Source organism: Arthrobacter sp. NyZ413 (assembly GCF_049390645.1).
GTDB lineage: Bacteria > Actinomycetota > Actinomycetes > Actinomycetales > Micrococcaceae > Arthrobacter.
The window spans coordinates 463225-479448 of sequence record NZ_CP155434.1 but is presented as its reverse complement, the minus strand read 5'-3'; the positions used below and the strand labels follow the sequence as shown (position 1 = coordinate 479448).

The 16224-nt window shown below is 65.9% G+C and carries 14 protein-coding genes; 9 read left to right on the top strand and 5 right to left on the bottom strand.

The features are described from left to right. Nucleotides 1-39 precede the first annotated feature (39 nt). The 4 genes from ABCW42_RS02315 to ABCW42_RS02300 all read left to right on the top strand — a co-directional run bounded on the left by ABCW42_RS02315 (nt 40) and on the right by ABCW42_RS02300 (nt 7451). On the top strand, nt 40-777 hold the full coding sequence (locus ABCW42_RS02315) for a YcnI family protein (RefSeq protein WP_423183341.1): 738 nt from the start codon (nt 40-42) through the stop codon (nt 775-777). A 104-nt stretch (nt 778-881) separates the two neighbouring features. Then, on the top strand, nt 882-1523 hold the full coding sequence (locus ABCW42_RS02310; protein WP_423183340.1) for a DUF4232 domain-containing protein: 642 nt from the start codon (nt 882-884) through the stop codon (nt 1521-1523). Nucleotides 1524-1629: 106 nt separating this feature from the next. After that, nucleotides 1630-6591: an ATP-dependent helicase gene (locus ABCW42_RS02305; protein WP_423184784.1), complete on the top strand. Its 4962-nt coding sequence runs from the start codon at nt 1630-1632 to the stop codon at nt 6589-6591. Nucleotides 6592-6602: 11 nt separating this feature from the next. After that, nucleotides 6603-7451, top strand: coding sequence for an Fpg/Nei family DNA glycosylase (locus ABCW42_RS02300; protein ID WP_423183339.1), 849 nt, complete (start codon nt 6603-6605; stop codon nt 7449-7451). On the opposite strand, the gene ABCW42_RS02295 is transcribed toward ABCW42_RS02300, so the two are convergent. After that, nucleotides 7429-8058, bottom strand: a complete 630-nt coding sequence (locus ABCW42_RS02295; protein WP_423183338.1) for a YczE/YyaS/YitT family protein — start codon at nt 8056-8058, stop codon at nt 7429-7431. The two genes, ABCW42_RS02300 and ABCW42_RS02295, sit on opposite strands and share 23 nt — an antisense overlap. Nucleotides 8059-8119: 61 nt before the next feature. Here ABCW42_RS02295 and ABCW42_RS02290 point away from each other — a divergent pair, with 61 nt between their 5' ends. Then, a complete protein-coding gene (locus ABCW42_RS02290; protein WP_423183337.1) occupies nt 8120-9565 on the top strand; it encodes a PLP-dependent aminotransferase family protein in 1446 nt (481 codons plus the stop codon). Nucleotides 9566-9571: 6 nt separating this feature from the next. On the opposite strand, the gene ABCW42_RS02285 is transcribed toward ABCW42_RS02290, so the two are convergent. Next, nucleotides 9572-10087, bottom strand: a complete 516-nt coding sequence (locus tag ABCW42_RS02285; protein ID WP_423183336.1) for a DUF4188 domain-containing protein — start codon at nt 10085-10087, stop codon at nt 9572-9574. Nucleotides 10088-10182: 95 nt separating this feature from the next. On the opposite strand from ABCW42_RS02285, the gene ABCW42_RS02280 reads away from it, so the two are divergent. Then, a complete protein-coding gene (locus tag ABCW42_RS02280) occupies nt 10183-10755 on the top strand; it encodes a TetR/AcrR family transcriptional regulator (protein ID WP_423183335.1) in 573 nt (190 codons plus the stop codon). Nucleotides 10756-10895: 140 nt separating this feature from the next. Here ABCW42_RS02280 and ABCW42_RS02275 read toward each other — a convergent pair whose 3' ends face one another. Continuing rightward, nucleotides 10896-11588, bottom strand: coding sequence for an SRPBCC family protein (locus ABCW42_RS02275; RefSeq protein ID WP_423183334.1), 693 nt, complete (start codon nt 11586-11588; stop codon nt 10896-10898). Beyond that, nucleotides 11581-12213, bottom strand: coding sequence for an ArsR/SmtB family transcription factor (locus ABCW42_RS02270; RefSeq protein ID WP_423183333.1), 633 nt, complete (start codon nt 12211-12213; stop codon nt 11581-11583). Before ABCW42_RS02270 ends, ABCW42_RS02275 begins: the two co-directional genes overlap by 8 nt. A 247-nt stretch (nt 12214-12460) precedes the next feature. Between ABCW42_RS02270 and ABCW42_RS02265 the strand changes: the two genes are divergently transcribed. The 3 genes from ABCW42_RS02265 to ABCW42_RS02255 all read left to right on the top strand — a co-directional run bounded on the left by ABCW42_RS02265 (nt 12461) and on the right by ABCW42_RS02255 (nt 15658). Then, nucleotides 12461-14059, top strand: coding sequence for an alkaline phosphatase family protein (locus tag ABCW42_RS02265; RefSeq protein WP_423183332.1), 1599 nt, complete (start codon nt 12461-12463; stop codon nt 14057-14059). A 95-nt stretch (nt 14060-14154) separates the two neighbouring features. Further along, nucleotides 14155-15114, top strand: coding sequence for an RluA family pseudouridine synthase (locus ABCW42_RS02260; protein WP_423184783.1), 960 nt, complete (start codon nt 14155-14157; stop codon nt 15112-15114). A gap of 103 nt (nt 15115-15217) precedes the next feature. Further along, on the top strand, nt 15218-15658 hold the full coding sequence (locus ABCW42_RS02255) for an SRPBCC family protein (RefSeq protein WP_423183331.1): 441 nt from the start codon (nt 15218-15220) through the stop codon (nt 15656-15658). 13 nt (nt 15659-15671) lie between these two features. Here the strand turns inward: ABCW42_RS02255 and ABCW42_RS02250 are convergent, their stop codons facing one another. Further along, entirely contained in the window at nt 15672-16190 is a 519-nt protein-coding gene (locus ABCW42_RS02250) for an O-acetyl-ADP-ribose deacetylase (RefSeq protein WP_423184782.1), read from the bottom strand. Nucleotides 16191-16224 lie beyond the last annotated feature (34 nt).

Genomic DNA, 16224 nt, shown 5'->3' with positions numbered 1-16224 from the left:
TGGCGCGCTTTCGCGCGCTGCCTGAAAGGCAACCCACCCATGAAAAAGTCATCGCTCCGCCGTACCCTCTCCGCAACCGCAATCGCCGGCGGAACCGCAGCCCTCATGATGGCCGGACTGGCCGGCGCCTCCGCGCACGTCTCGGTCAATCCGGACAAGACCGCGGCGAACTCGTACGCATTGCTGACGTTCGGCGTCCCGCACGGCTGCGACGCCTCGGCTACCACGAAGGTGACCATCAACCTCCCCGACGAACTGACGGACGCCACCCCCACGGTGAACCCGAACTGGACTGTCGAAAAGGTCACCCAGACGTTGCCCGAGCCGAAGAAGCTTGCGGACGGCACGTCCATCACCAAGCGCACCAGCCAGATCGTCTACACCGCCAAGACGCCGTTGGATCCGCACTTGCGCGACGCCCTGGTCCTGTCGGTGAAACTGCCTGATGCCGCGGGAAAGACCATCTATTTCCCCACCCTGCAGAACTGCGAACAAGGGCAAACGAACTGGGCTGAAATCCCCGCCGCCGGCCAGGATCCGCACTCGTTGAAAGCTCCGGCCCCGTCGGTAGCCATTACGCCGGCCGCCGCTGCCGATGGACACGCGGCTCCCGCCGTATCCACCACTGCCGTTACAACCGAGCAAGTGGCTTCGGTGAGCGACGACGGTTCCCAGGCGCGCAGCTGGGCCGGCCTGGTCGCCGGCGTGGCAGGGCTTGTGCTCGGAGCCGCGGCCTTCTTCCGCAAGCGATCCGCCAAGGTGCCGGCTGCCAAGTAACGAGTCCGCTGGAGGGCGCCCGGAACATTACGATCCGGGCGCCAATCCCGCGGCAATACCGTGCCGCAGTTGACTCCGGCAAATGACGACGACAGGCTGTGCGCATGACGAATATGCGAGTCAAGAACGGTCTCCTGCTCACTGCGGCAATGGCTTCCGTATTCCTGCTTTCGGGCTGCTTCATGAACCAGTCCCAATCCGAGCCGTCAAGCACGGCGAGCGCCACCACCCCGTCGGGTACCCCGTCCGCTTCGTCCTCGGCCAGCCCGACAACCTCGGTTGCCGGCTCCCCCTCATCCAGCCCCTCCACTCCGGTGGCTGGCGGACCCGGCCTGTGCAAGGCGGCCTCGCTGACGGCCAGCCTCGATTCGAAGGGCGGCGGGGCAGCGGGCAGCGTCTACATGAAGCTCATCGTGACCAACTCGGGCACTGACTCGTGCGTCTTGAGCGGCTACCCGGGCGTCTCCCTGACGGCATCGCCTACCGGGGATCCGATCGGTGCCGCCGCAACGCGCGACAATTCCGTACCGGTGACGGACGTGGTCCTTGCACCCGGGAAGACCGGAGTGGCCCAGCTCCGCTACACCCAGGCCGGCAACTACCCCGACTGCACCCGCACTCCCGCAGCCGGCTACCGCATCTACCCGCCGGAGGACACCGCGTCCCTGTTCGTTGCGCAGCAGCAGGACGCTTGCAGCAACTCCACCATCAACCTGCTGAGCGTCCAGGCCTTCCAGGCGGGCTAAGGGGCCTTATTCTGTCACTGCCTTGGGGCATGATGGAGGAATGCAGGAGAAGGGTCCGGATACCGGTTCATTGACTGGTGCGCTGAACGGTCATGGCGCGTCCGCCATGGACCGGTTCAGCCGTGCCACGCGTGAGTGGTTCCTCGGTGCGTTTTCGGCGCCCACTCCTGCGCAGGACGGCGCGTGGCGCGCCATTTCCTCCGGTTCACACGCCTTGGTGGTGGCGCCTACCGGTTCGGGCAAGACGCTCGCGGCGTTCCTGTGGGCTTTGGACAGGCTGCTTTCCACGGTGCCGGCGGCCCCAGAAGGCACAGTCCCCGAAGGCGCTGTGCCCGAAGGCGCGGTGAAAAGCGAAGGCGCGGTGCCCAAAGGCGCCGCGAAAAGCAAAGGCCCCAAGCGCAAGACCCGCGTCCTTTACATCTCTCCCCTGAAGGCGCTCGGCGTGGACGTCGAACGCAACCTCCGTTCGCCCCTCATCGGCATCACGCAAACGGCCAAACGGCTCGGGTTGCCGGCGCCCCTGGTGAGCGTCGGCGTCCGTTCGGGAGATACGACGACGGCGGATCGCCGCGCGCTGCTCAGCCGCCCGCCGGACATCCTCATCACCACGCCCGAATCGTTGTTCCTCATGCTGACCTCGCGGGCGCGCGAGACGCTCAGCGAAGTAGACACCGTGATCGTGGACGAGGTCCACGCCGTCGCGGGTACCAAGCGCGGCGGTCACTTGGCAGTTTCCTTGGAGCGGCTTGATGCGTTGCTGCCAAAACCTGCCCAGCGGATCGGCTTGTCGGCCACGGTGGAACCGCGGGAGCTCGTGGCGCAATTCCTCGCCGGTGCCGCTCCCGTGGAGATCGTCGCTCCGCCGTCCCGCAAGAACTGGAACCTGGCAGTCAGCGTGCCTGTGGAGGACATGTCAGACCTCGCGGGCGCGGCCGGTGCATTCGATTCCGGGCCCGCGTCCGGGCTCCAGCCACAAGCGTCCATTTGGCCGCATGTGGAGGAAAAGATCGTTGACCTCGTCTTGTCGAAGCAGTCCACGATCGTCTTCGCGAACTCACGGCAGCTCGCGGAGCGGCTCACGGCCCGGCTGAACGAGATCTACGCGGAGCGCCAATTGATGGCGGTGGATGTGTTCTCCCCGGCGGCGTTGGAATCGGCGCCGCCTGATTTTGGACCCTCCGATGCCGGGCCGCCAGCCTCGACGGCGACTCCCGCGCACATGATGGCGCAAGCGGGGAGTACGAGCGGCGCCGATCCCGTCTTGGCCCGGGCCCATCACGGATCCGTGTCGAAGGACCAACGCGCCCTCATCGAAGACGACCTCAAGTCCGGGCGCCTGCGATGCGTCGTGGCCACATCTTCCCTCGAGCTCGGCATCGACATGGGAGCGGTGGACCTGGTGATCCAGGTCGAGTCGCCGCCGTCGGTGGCCAGCGGATTGCAGCGCGTGGGCCGCGCGGGCCACCAAGTAGGTGAAATTTCCGAAGGCGTGCTCTTCCCCAAGCACCGGGCAGACCTCGTGCACACCGCCATCACGGTGGAACGGATGTTGAGCGGCCGGATCGAACGGCTCCATGTTCCCGCCAACCCCTTGGATATCCTCGCCCAACAGACCGTGGCTGCCACGGCCTTGGGAAGCATCGACGTCGAGGAATGGTTCGCCACTGTCCGCCGTTCCGCGCCGTTCGCCACCCTCCCCCGTTCCGCCTTCGACGCCACCCTGGACCTCCTCGCCGGCCGGTACCCGTCGGACGAGTTCGCAGAACTCCGCCCGCGCATCGTGTGGGACCGGAATGCCGGAACCATCGAAGGGCGGCCCGGGGCGCAGCGCCTAGCCGTGACGTCCGGCGGAACCATCCCGGACCGCGGCCTTTTCGGCGTCTACATCATCGGAACGGAAGAGGACAGCGCACAGGCACCCGGTTCGACGTCGCGCGCTGCAAAAGGCGGCCGGCGCGTCGGCGAGCTCGACGAAGAAATGGTGTACGAATCCCGGGTGGGGGACGTCTTCGCACTCGGCGCCACCAGTTGGAAGATCGAAGACATCACGCACGATCGTGTGCTCGTTTCGCCGGCTTTCGGGCAGCCAGGCAAACTGCCCTTCTGGAAAGGCGATTCCCTGGGCCGGCCTGTGGACCTTGGCCGCGCGCTTGGCGCGTTCGTGCGGGAGCTGTCCTCCTCGGACCAAGGTCCGGCGCTGGAACGCTGCAAGGCCAGCGGACTGGACGACTACGCCGCCGGCAACCTGCTCCAATACCTGAACGAGCAGAAACAAGCCACGGAAATCATCCCCAGCGACCGCACGCTCGTGGTGGAACGGTTCCACGACGAACTCGGCGACTGGCGCGTGGTGCTGCACAGTCCGTTTGGCATGCCGGTCCATGCTCCGTGGGCACTCGCAGTGGGGCAACGGCTCCAGCAGCGCTACGGCCTGGACGGTTCCGCCATGGCTGCCGACGACGGGATTGTGCTTCGCGTCCCGATGATGGAAGACGAACCGCCCGGCGCCGAGTTGTTCCTCTTCGAGCCGGATGAGCTTGAGCAGATCGTCACAGCGGAAGTAGGCGGCAGCGCGCTGTTTGCTTCCCGCTTCCGTGAATGCGCGGCCCGGGCCCTCCTGTTGCCAAGGCAAAACCCGGCGAAAAGGCAGCCTCTCTGGCAGCAAAGGCAGCGTTCGGCACAATTGCTCGACGTCGCGAGGAAATACCCTTCCTTCCCTATCGTCCTCGAAACCGTGCGTGAATGCCTGCAGGACGTCTACGACCTCCCGGCACTCAAGGACATCGCTGCGTCGATTGAGCGGCGGGAACTGCGCCTCGTCCAGACCACCACGCAGCAGCCATCCCCCTTCGCCAAATCCCTCCTATTTGGCTACGTTGCGCAGTACCTCTATGAAGGGGACTCGCCGCTCGCGGAACGACGGGCAGCGGCTTTGGCCCTCGATTCCACGCTCCTCAACGAGCTCCTCGGCAGGGTGGAGCTGCGCGAACTCCTCGATGCCAAAGTCATCGAAGCCACCGAGCGCGAACTTCAGCGACTCACTCCCGATCGGCGCGTCCGCGGCATGGAAGGCGTTGCGGACTTGTTGCGCCTGCTGGGGCCGCTCAGCCCGGAAGAAGTCGCCGAGCGGTTGCAGGCCGAGGACGAAAACCCGGTTTCGCCGACGGTCGCTTCGGAGCACCTCGCTGCCCTCCGCAAAGCCAACCGCGCCCTTGCCGTCACCCTCGGCGGAACCGAACGTTTCGCCGCCATCGAAGACGCGGCCCGGCTCCGGGATGCCATCGGTGTTCCCCTGCCCATGGGCGTTCCGCTGGCCTTCATCGAGCCCGTTCATGATCCACTCGGCGACCTCGTCTCCCGCTACGCCCGGACCCACGGACCCTTCACGGCAGAGGAGGCCGCCACGCGGCTGGGACTCGGAGTCGCCGTCGTGAGCACGGCTTTGAAACGCTTGGCGGCTGACGGCAGGGTGGTGGAAGGCGAGTTCCGTCCCCATCCGAGCGCGCCGGACGGGGACGTGGCAGGGCCGCCGGCTCCTACGGAGGCTCCCGCCGTGCTGGAGACGGCCGCCGCGCTGGACGTTCCCGTCGTCCTGGACCTTCCCGCAGTGCTGGACCTGCCCGTCGTTCCTCCGGGAGTCGAGTGGTGCGACGCCGAGGTCCTTCGCAAGCTCCGTCGTCGTTCCTTGGCGGCCCTGCGCGCCGAAGTGGAACCTGTGGACGCTTCCGCGTACGGGCGGTTCCTGCCCGCGTGGCAAAACGTCGCGGTGCCGCCTGCCAGCCGTCCCGGTTCTACTGGTGGCCGCGGTGCTTCGGCCCTTCGCGGCCTGGACGGCATCATGACGGTGGTCGACCAACTCTCCGGGGTGCCGATTCCAGCGTCCGCATGGGAACCGTTGGTCCTCGCCAGCCGGGTGTCCGACTACCAACCGGCCATGATGGACGAACTCATGGCCGCCGGGGAAGTCGTCTGGTCCGGTGCGGGGTCGCTGCCCGGAAATGACGGATGGATCAGCCTCCACGTGGCCGAAGCCGCCGAACTCACGCTCAATCCGAGTCCCGACTTCGAACCCGGCGATGCCCAGCTGCGCCTCCTGGAATACCTGCAATCCGGAGGCGCCTACTTCTTCCGGCAGCTCACCGAGGTTGCCGGCGGAATGGACGCGGTGCTTAGTGACGACGCCGTAGTTGCTGCTTTGTGGGACCTGGCGTGGGCCGGACGCATCACGGGCGATACATTCGCTCCCGTCCGCGCGATGATTTCCGCCGGCCGCACCGCGCACAAGCAGCCTTCCCGAACACCGCGGGCCAGGTCGCTGCGGATGAGCAGGCTCGGACGCTCCCACGGAACCGGCTTGATGGGATCCCCGACCGGCGCGGCGCCCACACCGCCGGTAGCCGTCGGACGCTGGTCGGCACTGCCCGCTCCCGGCCTCGACCCCACGGTCCACGCTCGAGGCACCGCTGAACTACTCCTCGACAGGTACGGCGTCGTGACCCGCGGTTCCGTGATGGCGGAGAACATCCTCGGCGGATTCGGGCTGATGTACAAAGTCCTGGCGCGGCTCGAAGAAGCCGGCCGCTGCCGCCGCGGCTACTTCATCGAACACCTTGGCGCCGCCCAGTTCGCCGTGCCCGCCACGGTGGACCGTTTGCGTTCCTTCACTGAAGATGCCCAACTCGCCAAAGCCGAGCCCATCGCCTTGGCGTTGGCTGCCACGGACCCGGCCAATCCGTATGGCGCCGCCCTCCCTTGGCCTGCCCAGGCGGTGGACGCAGGTTCAGGCCACCGGCCGGGACGCAAAGCCGGGGCTTTGGTGGTGATGGTCGACGGCGCGCTGGTCCTTTACGTCGAACGCGGCGGAAAGACCCTGCTCACCTTCAGCGATGACGACGCCGTCCTGGCTGCTGCCGCAGCTGCCCTGGTTGGCGTGGTCCATCGGGGTGCCGTGGACAAGCTCATCATGGAGAAAGTGAACGGCCACGACCTCCTGGACACTCCGGTGGCCGCGGCATTGACCGCGGCCGGAGCCTACTCCACGCCGAAAGGACTGAGGATCCGTGCCTGAAGTAGTGGCCCGTGCCTGAGGGAGATTCGGTATGGCGTGCCGCCGCGGAACTCCACAAAGCCCTGGCGGGCCAGACGCTCACGGCATCGGACTTCCGTGTGCCCCGCTTCGCCACCCTCAACCTGGCCGGCTGGACGGTGTCCGAGGTCGTGCCCAGGGGAAAGCACTTGCTGATGCGCTTGCAGGAGACCGGTGAGGCAGGCGGGGCCGGGAATGACGGGAAGCGTGCGCTCACCATCCACTCGCACTTGAAGATGGAGGGAAGCTGGCAGGTCTACGCCCCCGGCGGCCGGTGGCGGAAACCCGGCCACACGGCCCGGTGCATCCTCCGCACGGCGACGGCCGACGTCGTTGGATTCTCCCTGGGGATCCTGGAAGTGATCCCTACAGCGGACGAGGACCGCGTGGTCGGACACCTCGGACCTGACCTCCTCGGCCCCGACTGGGACATGGCGGAGGCCGTTAGGCGCATCGACGCCGCTCCGGACACCCCGATCGGGCTGGCCCTCCTGGACCAGAAGAACCTCGCCGGAATCGGGAACATCTACCGTTGCGAGTCGTGCTTCCTGTCCGGGGTCCATCCTGCCGCCCCGGTCTCGGCCGTGCCGGACCTGGCCGGGTTGCTCGCCGACGCCAAGAGGCTGCTTGAGGCCAACCTCGGCTCAGCCCGGCGAGTGACGCGCGAATCTTCCCTGCGCGGTGTTCGCGGCGTGCCGCGCTCCGGCTACTGGGTCTACGGCCGGGAACATCAACCGTGCCACCGCTGCGGCACGCCCGTCCGCCGCGGAATGCTAGGACCTGCCTCCGGGATGGAAGACCGCGTCATCTACTACTGCCCTAGGTGCCAGCCGGTTCCGTGACCACGGATTCTTTCGAGCTGCGGGAAGGCTTCTCCGGGACCGCGAACAGTGGCAACAGCAACTGCACTATGGGACCGATGGCCAAGGCGTAAACCACGGTTCCTGCTCCGACGGATCCGCCGAGCATCCAGCCCACAGCCAGGACAACCACCTCGATCAGGGTCCTGGACAACCGCACGGACCAACCCGTGCGGCGGGCAAGGCCGGTCATAAGTCCGTCGCGGGCACCCGGGCCGAGGCGGGCCCCGATGTAGCAGGCCGAGGCGATGCCGTTCAGGATCACTGCCCCGGCGAGCATGGCGACCTGCCCTCCCAAGTGCGAAAACGCGGGAATCAAGGCCAGGCCGATGTCCGCGAAGACCCCCACAAGCACAGCGTTCGCGAGCGTTCCGAAACCGGGCATTTGCCGCAACGGGATCCAGAGAAACAGCACGAGGAAACTCACCACCACCACTACCGTGCCGATGCTCCACCCGAGCTTCCCGGCAAGTCCCTGATGGAACACATCCCAAGGGTCCAAGCCGAGGCCGGCCCGGATGAACATGGCCAGGGAAACGCCGTACATGGCGAGGCCAATGAGGAGCTGGGTGATTCTGCGGGTCATCATGCTCACCATGATCTTCGAAAACTGGCATTGCTTTCCATAGCCAGTTTGCAATACTGGTCTTATGCCCGGCTCCCTCAACCCCACCGCGTTGGTACGCCTCCTTGGTCCGTGGAACACCGGCGCCGCGCCCGCGTACCGCGAGCTTGCCGACGTCGTACGCCTTTTGGTCATGGACGGACGCATCCCCTTGGACGTCGCGCTGCCCAGCGAGCGGTCGCTCGCGGCAGCGCTGGACCTCAGCCGAACCACCGTCACGGCCGCCTACGCGAGCTTGCGCGAGCAAGGTTTCCTCTCGGGCGGCCAAGGCAGCCGAGGCCGGACAGGCATTCCGCACCGTGCGGCCCCCATCAGCGGGCCGGGGCTGGCGGTACCGGATGGGATCCTGGACCTCGCCTACGCGTCGTTGCCCGCCACGGGCGAGGTGGTGCACCGGGCTTTCGCCGACGCACTTCTCGACCTGCCGGCCCTGCTGCCTGGCTTTGGATACGACGCGGTGGGGCTCCTTCCCCTCCGCGAAGCGATCGCGGAGCGTTATACGGCAGCCGGAGTCCCCACGTCCGCCGCGCAGATCCTGGTGACGTCCGGAGCGCAGCATGCCTTGAACATCATCCTGAAAACCCTGGCCGGCCGGCAGCAAAAGGTCCTCGTGGAACATCCGAGCTACCCGAACGCGCTCGACGCGATCCGCGCGTCGGGCTCCCGCGCCGTGCCGGTTCCGATGCCGCATGCCTCGGGCTGGGATATCGACGCCATGGTGGCGGCCATGCGTCATCAGCGGCCGGCCATGGCCTACCTCGTGCCGGACTTCCACAACCCCACCGGGCGGATCATGTCCAATCTCCAGCGCCGAAGGCTGGTCCGTGAAGCTGCGGGGACCGGAACGGTCCTGGTGGTGGACGAGACCATCCGGGAACTCAACCTCGACGGCGTCAGCACCTCGCCGCTCGCGGCGTTCAGTCCCGCCGTGGTTTCGATCGGCTCGCTCAGCAAGTCGCATTGGGCCGGCCTCCGCACCGGCTGGATCCGCGCGGACGAAGAACTCATCAGCCGCTTCATCCAAGCCCGGACCACCATGGACCTGGGCGGGCCGATCGTCGAGCAGTTGGCCGCCGCGCGACTGGTCCGCGCGTTCACCGAACCGCTGGACGCCAGGCTTGCGGAGCTTCGACGCAACCGGGAATCCCTGCTGGAACTCCTGGCCGAGCACTTGCCCGAGTGGCGCGTGGAACGTCCCCGCGGCGGCCTTACTGCCTGGTGCAGGTTACCAACCCCGTCCAGCACTGCCCTGACCGTGATCGCCCCCGACTTCGGAGTGCGGCTCGCGGCCGGCCCCCGCTTCGGGATCGGCGGGGCCTTCGAGCACTTCATGCGCGTCCCGTACACGCTGCCACCGGCCCGGCTTGAAACTGCGGTGCTGGCGTTGCGGGACGCCCAGGCCAAGCTTGACGCTTCGCCCCAGCTCCGGAGGACCCTCAAGGCCCCGAAGGAAGTAGCGGCGGTGGCGTAACGGTCACTAAACCGCCGGGGCCGCCGGAGCCCCGCTTGCTGCCCGACGCGATCCCATCCGCTGCTTGGCGGTGTTGCTGCCCGGGCCAACCGGGACGTGCGAGGTCGCCTTGGCGAGGCCGAACAGCGGCATGCCGTTGTAGACCACTTCGATTCCCGACGCCGGGACCTGGTAAGTCTCGTGCCACACCCCGATGTCGCCGCTGCCTGATACCTCCTTCATGAAACTCCGCCACGATGCCAGGTGCGGGGATTCCCTGTCCGCGGCGAAACGCCTCAAATGTTCGGGGCTCTCCCAATAGCTCAGGAGCATGGTGGTGCGCCCGAACCACTGCTCGCAGCCCAGCATTCCGGATTCAGGGTGTTGGGCGAGGTGCCGCAGCATGGTGGGCATCGCCGACGCCACGCGCATCACCTTCCCCACCTTCCACCAACGGTTGGACCGCATTCCAATGAGGAAGACGGTCACTGATTCACGTCCAGCATCCGCGGTGAAGCGGCCCGGAAAGATTTCCTGCGCCATGACTTGCCCCTGCCTTGTTGCTTCGAATCGGTCTTGTTGCTTCGAATCGGTTTCATAACGTCGTTACAAAACAACGTTATGAAATAATGGAGGACATGGCAAGACCTGTACTGCACGATGATTCCCTCAAAGAGCGGCTACTCGACACCACCGCGGACCTCGTCCACCGCATGGGCCCGGCACGGGTCACCCTGCGCGAGGTAGCCGCAGAAGCCGGGACGTCCACCACGGCCGTCTACTCACTGTTCGGCGGAAAGTCCCAGCTGCTCACCGCCGTCGTGGACAACGGCTTCCGCTCCTTCGGCGACGCGCAACGCGGCGCGGCCGGAGGCGGGCTTCGCGGCCTCGGACTCGCATACCGCGAGTGGGCGCTGGAACATCCGACTTTGTACCGGCTCATGTTCGGTGGGACCCTTGCCGCCTACGTGGACTGCAGCCCGACGCCGGCCGTCGCCTCGGACGCGATGGCTCCCCTCATCGAGGCGGTCACCTCGGCGCAAAACGCCGGCGCCATCCGCGACTTGCCTGCGGAAACCGTGGCTGTCGCCATCTGGGGCCAGGTCCATGGCCTGGTCAGCCTCCAACTGGCGGAACTCGGCGCTCCGGGCACCGACTGGGACGCCTTCTACTCCGAAGCAATCGACGCCATCGCCCGCGGCTGGGCATAACCACGACGCACAAATCGACCCAGGATGCGGAAATGGCCTGGCGCTACCGGAATTCCAGTGTCGCCAGGCCATTTTCCGCGTCGCGGAGCGGATCGCGCGTCGCGGAGCGGATCGCGCGTCGCGGAGCGGATCGCGCGTCGCTAGGCGTAGATCTTCTCGAGGAATCCGCCCCATGCCTTCGCAGTGGCATCGGAGTCACCGTGGCCACTGAAGTCATGCACAGTCATTCCCACCGGAGCGCCGAAGGAGTTGCGGCCGAAGAAGCGGTAAAGGGTATCCGCCGTCCGGAGGCCCAGGAAGTGCTGGTTCGAGAAGTCGACCTCGCCGCTCAGCCGTCCGACGCCGTCGACCTCCACCTCGACCGTTTCGCCCTGCGCAGCATCGTCAACACCCAACGCCTTCTTGAGCTGGACGAATCCGTCCGGCGATTGCGAGGCAGCCGGGCCCTGGATGTCCGTGAAGACCACGGGCATTCCGTCGAAATGCCGCAGGTACTGGCCCAAGGTGTGGAGGTAGAACTCGGTGTGCTTGCTGGCGCCGTCGTATTGCTCATCCCAGTTGTCGGCGAAGATTCCGCTGTGGACGTAGTGCAGCTTGGCGCGGCCGCCGTCGAGCGGCTCGAGTACGTGCTCCAACTGGTTGAACCAGCCGTCCGGGCCTTCCATCCGCGACACCAAGTGGGACGGGTATTCGTCTACAGTCTTCACGGCTGGCCACTGGTCCGTGGGGAACATCCAGGCAGGAGTGTCCGCCGTGATGGCCTGCCATACCCGCTCCGGGGTGCCGGGCAGCTCAGTGTCCGCCACGATTTCGAATTCACGGTTGCTAGTCATTGTCCTGTTCCTTTTCTGGTGAGTGCTGAGTGTTTTCCTTGAGTGCCGGATGGAGTACGACGACGAGACGGTGCTCGCGTGCGCCGCTCGCCGCCGCGTCGGCGCCGCCGTCGTGGTACTTGTCCACGAGGCGCGTCACCGCGACGCCGAGTTCCTCGGCAAAAGCCGCGCGGTCCGACGCCGAGCGGAAGGTGACTTCGCCGTCGATCGCGAAGCTCGCAAGCTTCTTCTTTGCCGCGGCCGCTCCCGCGATCAGCTTGCCCATCTCCTGGACCGTCCTCGCGGCGAGCGCCAGCAGCCAGAAGGCGGAAAAGCGATCCGAGAAACGGCGCGGATCAGGCGCCACCGAGGCGAGTGCCACCGGCGAGATCAGGTACGAGGCCGCCGTCGCGCGCAGGACGCGCTCGGTGACGTTGCCCTTCCTTCGCTCCTCGACCAATTCCACGAGGCCGTGCCGTTCGAGGGCCTTGAGGTGGTAGTTGACCTTCTGCCTGGGCAGGCCCACCTTGGTGGACAACTGCGTGGCGGAAGCGGGCTCGGCGAGCTCCTGCAGGATGCGGGTTCGGATCGGGTCCAACGACGCTTCGGCCGCCGCGGGGTCCTCGATCACTTCGATGTCCAACATGCTTCAATTGTGCCTACCGACAACTTTTTTTGTCAAGAACTTTTTAGTTGTCCGTTGGCTTGGAAGGACAACACAGCCGGTATCCGTGCAGTCAGCGAAGGAGTACCCTGCGGTTATCCCGTCCGTGAGGTGCATGATGAGGGTCAATATTCCGCCCACCGAGCCCGGAACCGATCGCGCACCCAGCCGTAGCAAGGCGCGGACGTGGCGTTGGGCAGTCCGTCACCCGGCTCTAGCCACGCTGTGCATGGCAGTAGTCGTTGCACTTGTGGGCGTTGCCGTCCGTTTCGGCGACTCCCAGTCCTCGGGTTCGGCCGGCAGGCCCGCAGCAGATACGGGCATCTCGAAGATCCAGCATGTCATTGTCATCATGCAGGAGAACCGCTCGTTCGACAGCTACTTCGGCACGTTCCCCGGCGCAGACGGGATACCGATGCAGAACGGTTCCCCCGCTGTGTGCGTACCGGATCCGGCGCATGGTTCCTGTGTGAAGCCGTACTACGACCCCGCTGACCGGAACTCCGGCGGCCCGCACAGCCAGAACAACGCCAAGGCGGACATTGACGGTGGAAAGATGGACGGCTTCATTGCCCAAGCCGAGAAAGCCGCGTCGAACTGCGCTCCGAACGCCCCTGCCTGCGCCGGCGGCAACCAAAGCGACGTGATGGGCTACCACGACGCCCGCGACCTGCCCAACTACTGGGCGTATGCCAAGGACTTCACACTCCAAGACCACATGTTCGAGCCCAACTCGTCCTGGAGCCTGCCCGCCCACCTGTACATGGTTTCGGAATGGTCGGCGAAGTGCAGCCGGGCCGGCGACCCTCAATCGTGCGTGAACGCACTCCAGAATCCGGGTAGTCCGCCGGACTTCACCGCCTCGATCCAGTCCACCCTCATCGGCAAGTGCCGCACCGGCCTGCAGACCAAAGACTGCCAGGACGCTTTGTCCGCGGTGGGGATAACCCCCGACCTCGCCGCACAACTGCACACCCTCATCGCGCAGAACTGCGCAGGCTCCGATTCCTACGCGAGCTGCCAGGCGGCGATCGATAAGGCTTCCCTCCCCGAAGCCCTCAAACAAAGACTTCTGGCTGCCGCCAATCTGCTCGCACCACCGGACTATGCATGGACCGATCTCACCTACCTCCTGCACAAGCAGAACGTGCCCTGGGCCTACTACGTCTTCAACGGCACCGAACCCGACTGCCAAAATGACGAAGCCATGACCTGCGCGCCAGTGGCCCAGAACGCGAAAACACCCGGGATCTGGAATCCGCTGCCCTACTTCGACACCGTGAAGCAAGATGGCCAGTTGGGTAACATCCAGTCCCTGGGCAACTTCTACGACGCCGCCAAGAAAGGCACCCTCCCTGCCGTGAGCTGGATCGATCCCACTGGAGCCGTCAGCGAACATCCACCGGCACTCATCAGCACCGGGCAGGCCTACGTCACCGGCTTGATCAATGCGGTCATGGCAAGCCCGGATTGGGGCAGCACCGCCATCTTCCTTTCCTGGGATGACTGGGGCGGTTTTTACGACCACGTTGTTCCGCCAACAGTGGACGAAAACGGTTACGGCCTCCGGGTCCCGGGAATAGTCATCAGCCCTTATGCCAAGCAAGGCAACATCGACCACCAGATTCTGAGCCACGACGCCTACGCCAAGTTCATCGAAGACGACTTCCTCCACGGGCAACGCCTTGACCCGGCCACGGATGGACGGCCCGATCCCCGGCCAGGCGTCCGTGAGGACAACCCCCTGCTCGGCGACCTGGTGAACGACTTCGACTTCAACCAGCCGCCCATCAAACCCGTCATCCTTCCTAACGCAGCCACGTACTAGCGCAGGCCACGTACCAGCGCAGCCACGTACCAGGGCCGACTCGAACCAGGGCCGGGGATGGCCGGGACGCGCAGCTCCGGTAGAATGGACCGGTGATGCAATCCCCCCTCCCAGTGCGCGACGGCGTCAACGCCACCCGTCTGCGGCTCCCGGACGAGGGGCCCTGGGACACCGCGATGGACTACATGATGCACCGCTGGGGCCACATCGATCCCCGGGGTATCGAAGACCGGTTCGACGCCGGCGAGATTGTCGGCGAGGGCGGCGCGCCGTTGGATCGCAGCACTCCCCTCGATGCGCACACCTTCATTTGGTACTACCGCACGCTCCCGCCCGAAACGCGGATGCCCGTGGAAATCAGCATCCTGCACCAGGATGAGCATCTCCTTGTGGTGGACAAGCCGCACTTCCTGCCCACCACCCCTGGCGGCACCTACATCCAGGAATCGGCACTCGTCCGCCTCCGGAACCAACTGGATCTGCCCGACCTCATCCCGATGCACCGCCTGGACCGCATGACCGCCGGGGTGCTCTTGCTCTCCACCAACCCGGAGACCCGCGGCAAGTACCAGGTCCTTTTCGAAAAGCGGCAGGTTCAGAAAGAGTACGAGTGCGTCTCTGCCGCGGCACCCGCGGCGGGCTATCCCGCCGTCGAGTTCCCCGCCGTCGTCCGCAACCGGATGACGAAATCGCGCAGCTACCTGCTCGCCGAAGTGCTCGACGGCGAACCCAACGCGGAGACCCGCATCGAGCGCCTGCGAACCTTCAGCGGAAAGCACGACGGCGGCCCGGGCGAAGGTGCCGGCGGTCGCCGCGCGCTGTACCGGCTCGAGCCGCACACCGGCAAGACCCACCAACTGCGCGTGCACATGGCGTCGCTCGGGCTGGGGATCGTGAATGACGCATTCTACCCGGATCTCCTGGACAAGGCACCGGATGACTACTCCAAGCCCCTTCAATTGCTGGCCCGCGGGATCCGGTTCATGGACCCGGTCAGCAAGCGCGAGGTCGAATACCGCAGTGGCCTCGAATTGAGCGAAGCCCGGGCCGCCTGAACGCTTCCAGCGCGTCCCTGGCCTCCATTCCAGCCGCGCATATAGGCTCTGAGTGCCGGCCCGGATCCCACGGGCGGTGTTCGGTCTCGCGAAAAGGAACCCCATGGCCCACGCTGAAAACGAAGTCACGATCAACCGCCCCGCACGCGATGTCTACGCCTTCCTTGCCGATGGATTGAACAACAAGCTGTGGCGTCCAGGGGTGCAAGAGGTCGCGCTTGCGAGCGGAGAAGCCGGCACCAAAGGCGCTGTGTACTCCCAGACCATGACGGGCCCAGGCGGCCGTTCGATTGCCGGCGATTACGAAATCACTGTGGCCGAGCCGGAGAAGCTGATCGAATTCCACGTCATTGCCGGACCCGCGCGTCCCACCGGAACATTCACATTGAACGAGAACGACGGCACCACCACGCTGCGCTTCGCCCTGGACCTCCAACCCAAGGGCCTCATGAAGCTCATGGGATCCATGATCGCGAAAACCATGGAATCGGAGGTTGGGCAGCTTGGCACGCTGAAGAGCGTGCTTGAAAAATCCCGTGCCTAAGCTCCAGGCCCGGTCAGGCCCCGAAAACGTCGCGGAACACGGACGTCATTTCGGGACTGAACAGGACAAATTCGACGAGTTCCAAATCGAGGGAACCGTCAGCGCCAAAGTTCCGGACGACGTCGAACGCTACTGTTGCGACCTCGCGCGCGTCCCAACCATAGATCCCGGCGCTGATCGCGGGGAAGGCAGCAGACCGCGCTCCGAGGGACTCGGCCACGGCAAGGCTCTCGCGGAAACACGAAGCCAGGAGTCCGGGATCGGTTTGTCCCGCGTGCCGGTTGGGACCGACCGTGTGGATCACCCACCGGGAAGGCAAGTTGAATCCCGGAGTGGCGACGGCCCGGCCCACAGGCAAGCCGCCCGGGTACTCTTTGCGCACCTCCCGGCACGCTGCGAGCAACTCCGGACCGGCCGCTCGATGGATGGCGCCGTCGACTCCGCCGCCGCCCATCAGGGACGAGTTCGCGGCGTTGACTATGGCGTCGACGTCGCGCGTTGTGATGTCACCTTGCAGGATCTCGAGCCGCATGGCGCCAGTCTTCCACGGCGCCGCAGGGAATGCA

What these genes read in the sequence shown, in the direction of transcription:
- ABCW42_RS02315 (WP_423183341.1), top strand. Translation starts at nt 40, where the DNA reads ATGAAAAAGTCATCGCTCCGCCGTACCCTCTCCGCAACCGCAATCGCC.
- ABCW42_RS02310 (WP_423183340.1), top strand. Translation starts at nt 882, where the DNA reads ATGACGAATATGCGAGTCAAGAACGGTCTCCTGCTCACTGCGGCAATG.
- ABCW42_RS02305 (WP_423184784.1), top strand. Translation starts at nt 1,630, where the DNA reads ATGGACCGGTTCAGCCGTGCCACGCGTGAGTGGTTCCTCGGTGCGTTT.
- ABCW42_RS02295 (WP_423183338.1), bottom strand. Translation starts at nt 8,058, where the DNA reads ATGATGACCCGCAGAATCACCCAGCTCCTCATTGGCCTCGCCATGTAC.
- ABCW42_RS02290 (WP_423183337.1), top strand. Translation starts at nt 8,120, where the DNA reads ATGCCCGGCTCCCTCAACCCCACCGCGTTGGTACGCCTCCTTGGTCCG.
- ABCW42_RS02285 (WP_423183336.1), bottom strand. Translation starts at nt 10,087, where the DNA reads ATGGCGCAGGAAATCTTTCCGGGCCGCTTCACCGCGGATGCTGGACGT.
- ABCW42_RS02280 (WP_423183335.1), top strand. Translation starts at nt 10,183, where the DNA reads ATGGCAAGACCTGTACTGCACGATGATTCCCTCAAAGAGCGGCTACTC.
- ABCW42_RS02275 (WP_423183334.1), bottom strand. Translation starts at nt 11,588, where the DNA reads ATGACTAGCAACCGTGAATTCGAAATCGTGGCGGACACTGAGCTGCCC.
- ABCW42_RS02270 (WP_423183333.1), bottom strand. Translation starts at nt 12,213, where the DNA reads ATGTTGGACATCGAAGTGATCGAGGACCCCGCGGCGGCCGAAGCGTCG.
- ABCW42_RS02265 (WP_423183332.1), top strand. Translation starts at nt 12,461, where the DNA reads ATGGCAGTAGTCGTTGCACTTGTGGGCGTTGCCGTCCGTTTCGGCGAC.
- ABCW42_RS02260 (WP_423184783.1), top strand. Translation starts at nt 14,155, where the DNA reads ATGCAATCCCCCCTCCCAGTGCGCGACGGCGTCAACGCCACCCGTCTG.
- ABCW42_RS02255 (WP_423183331.1), top strand. Translation starts at nt 15,218, where the DNA reads ATGGCCCACGCTGAAAACGAAGTCACGATCAACCGCCCCGCACGCGAT.
- ABCW42_RS02250 (WP_423184782.1), bottom strand. Translation starts at nt 16,190, where the DNA reads ATGCGGCTCGAGATCCTGCAAGGTGACATCACAACGCGCGACGTCGAC.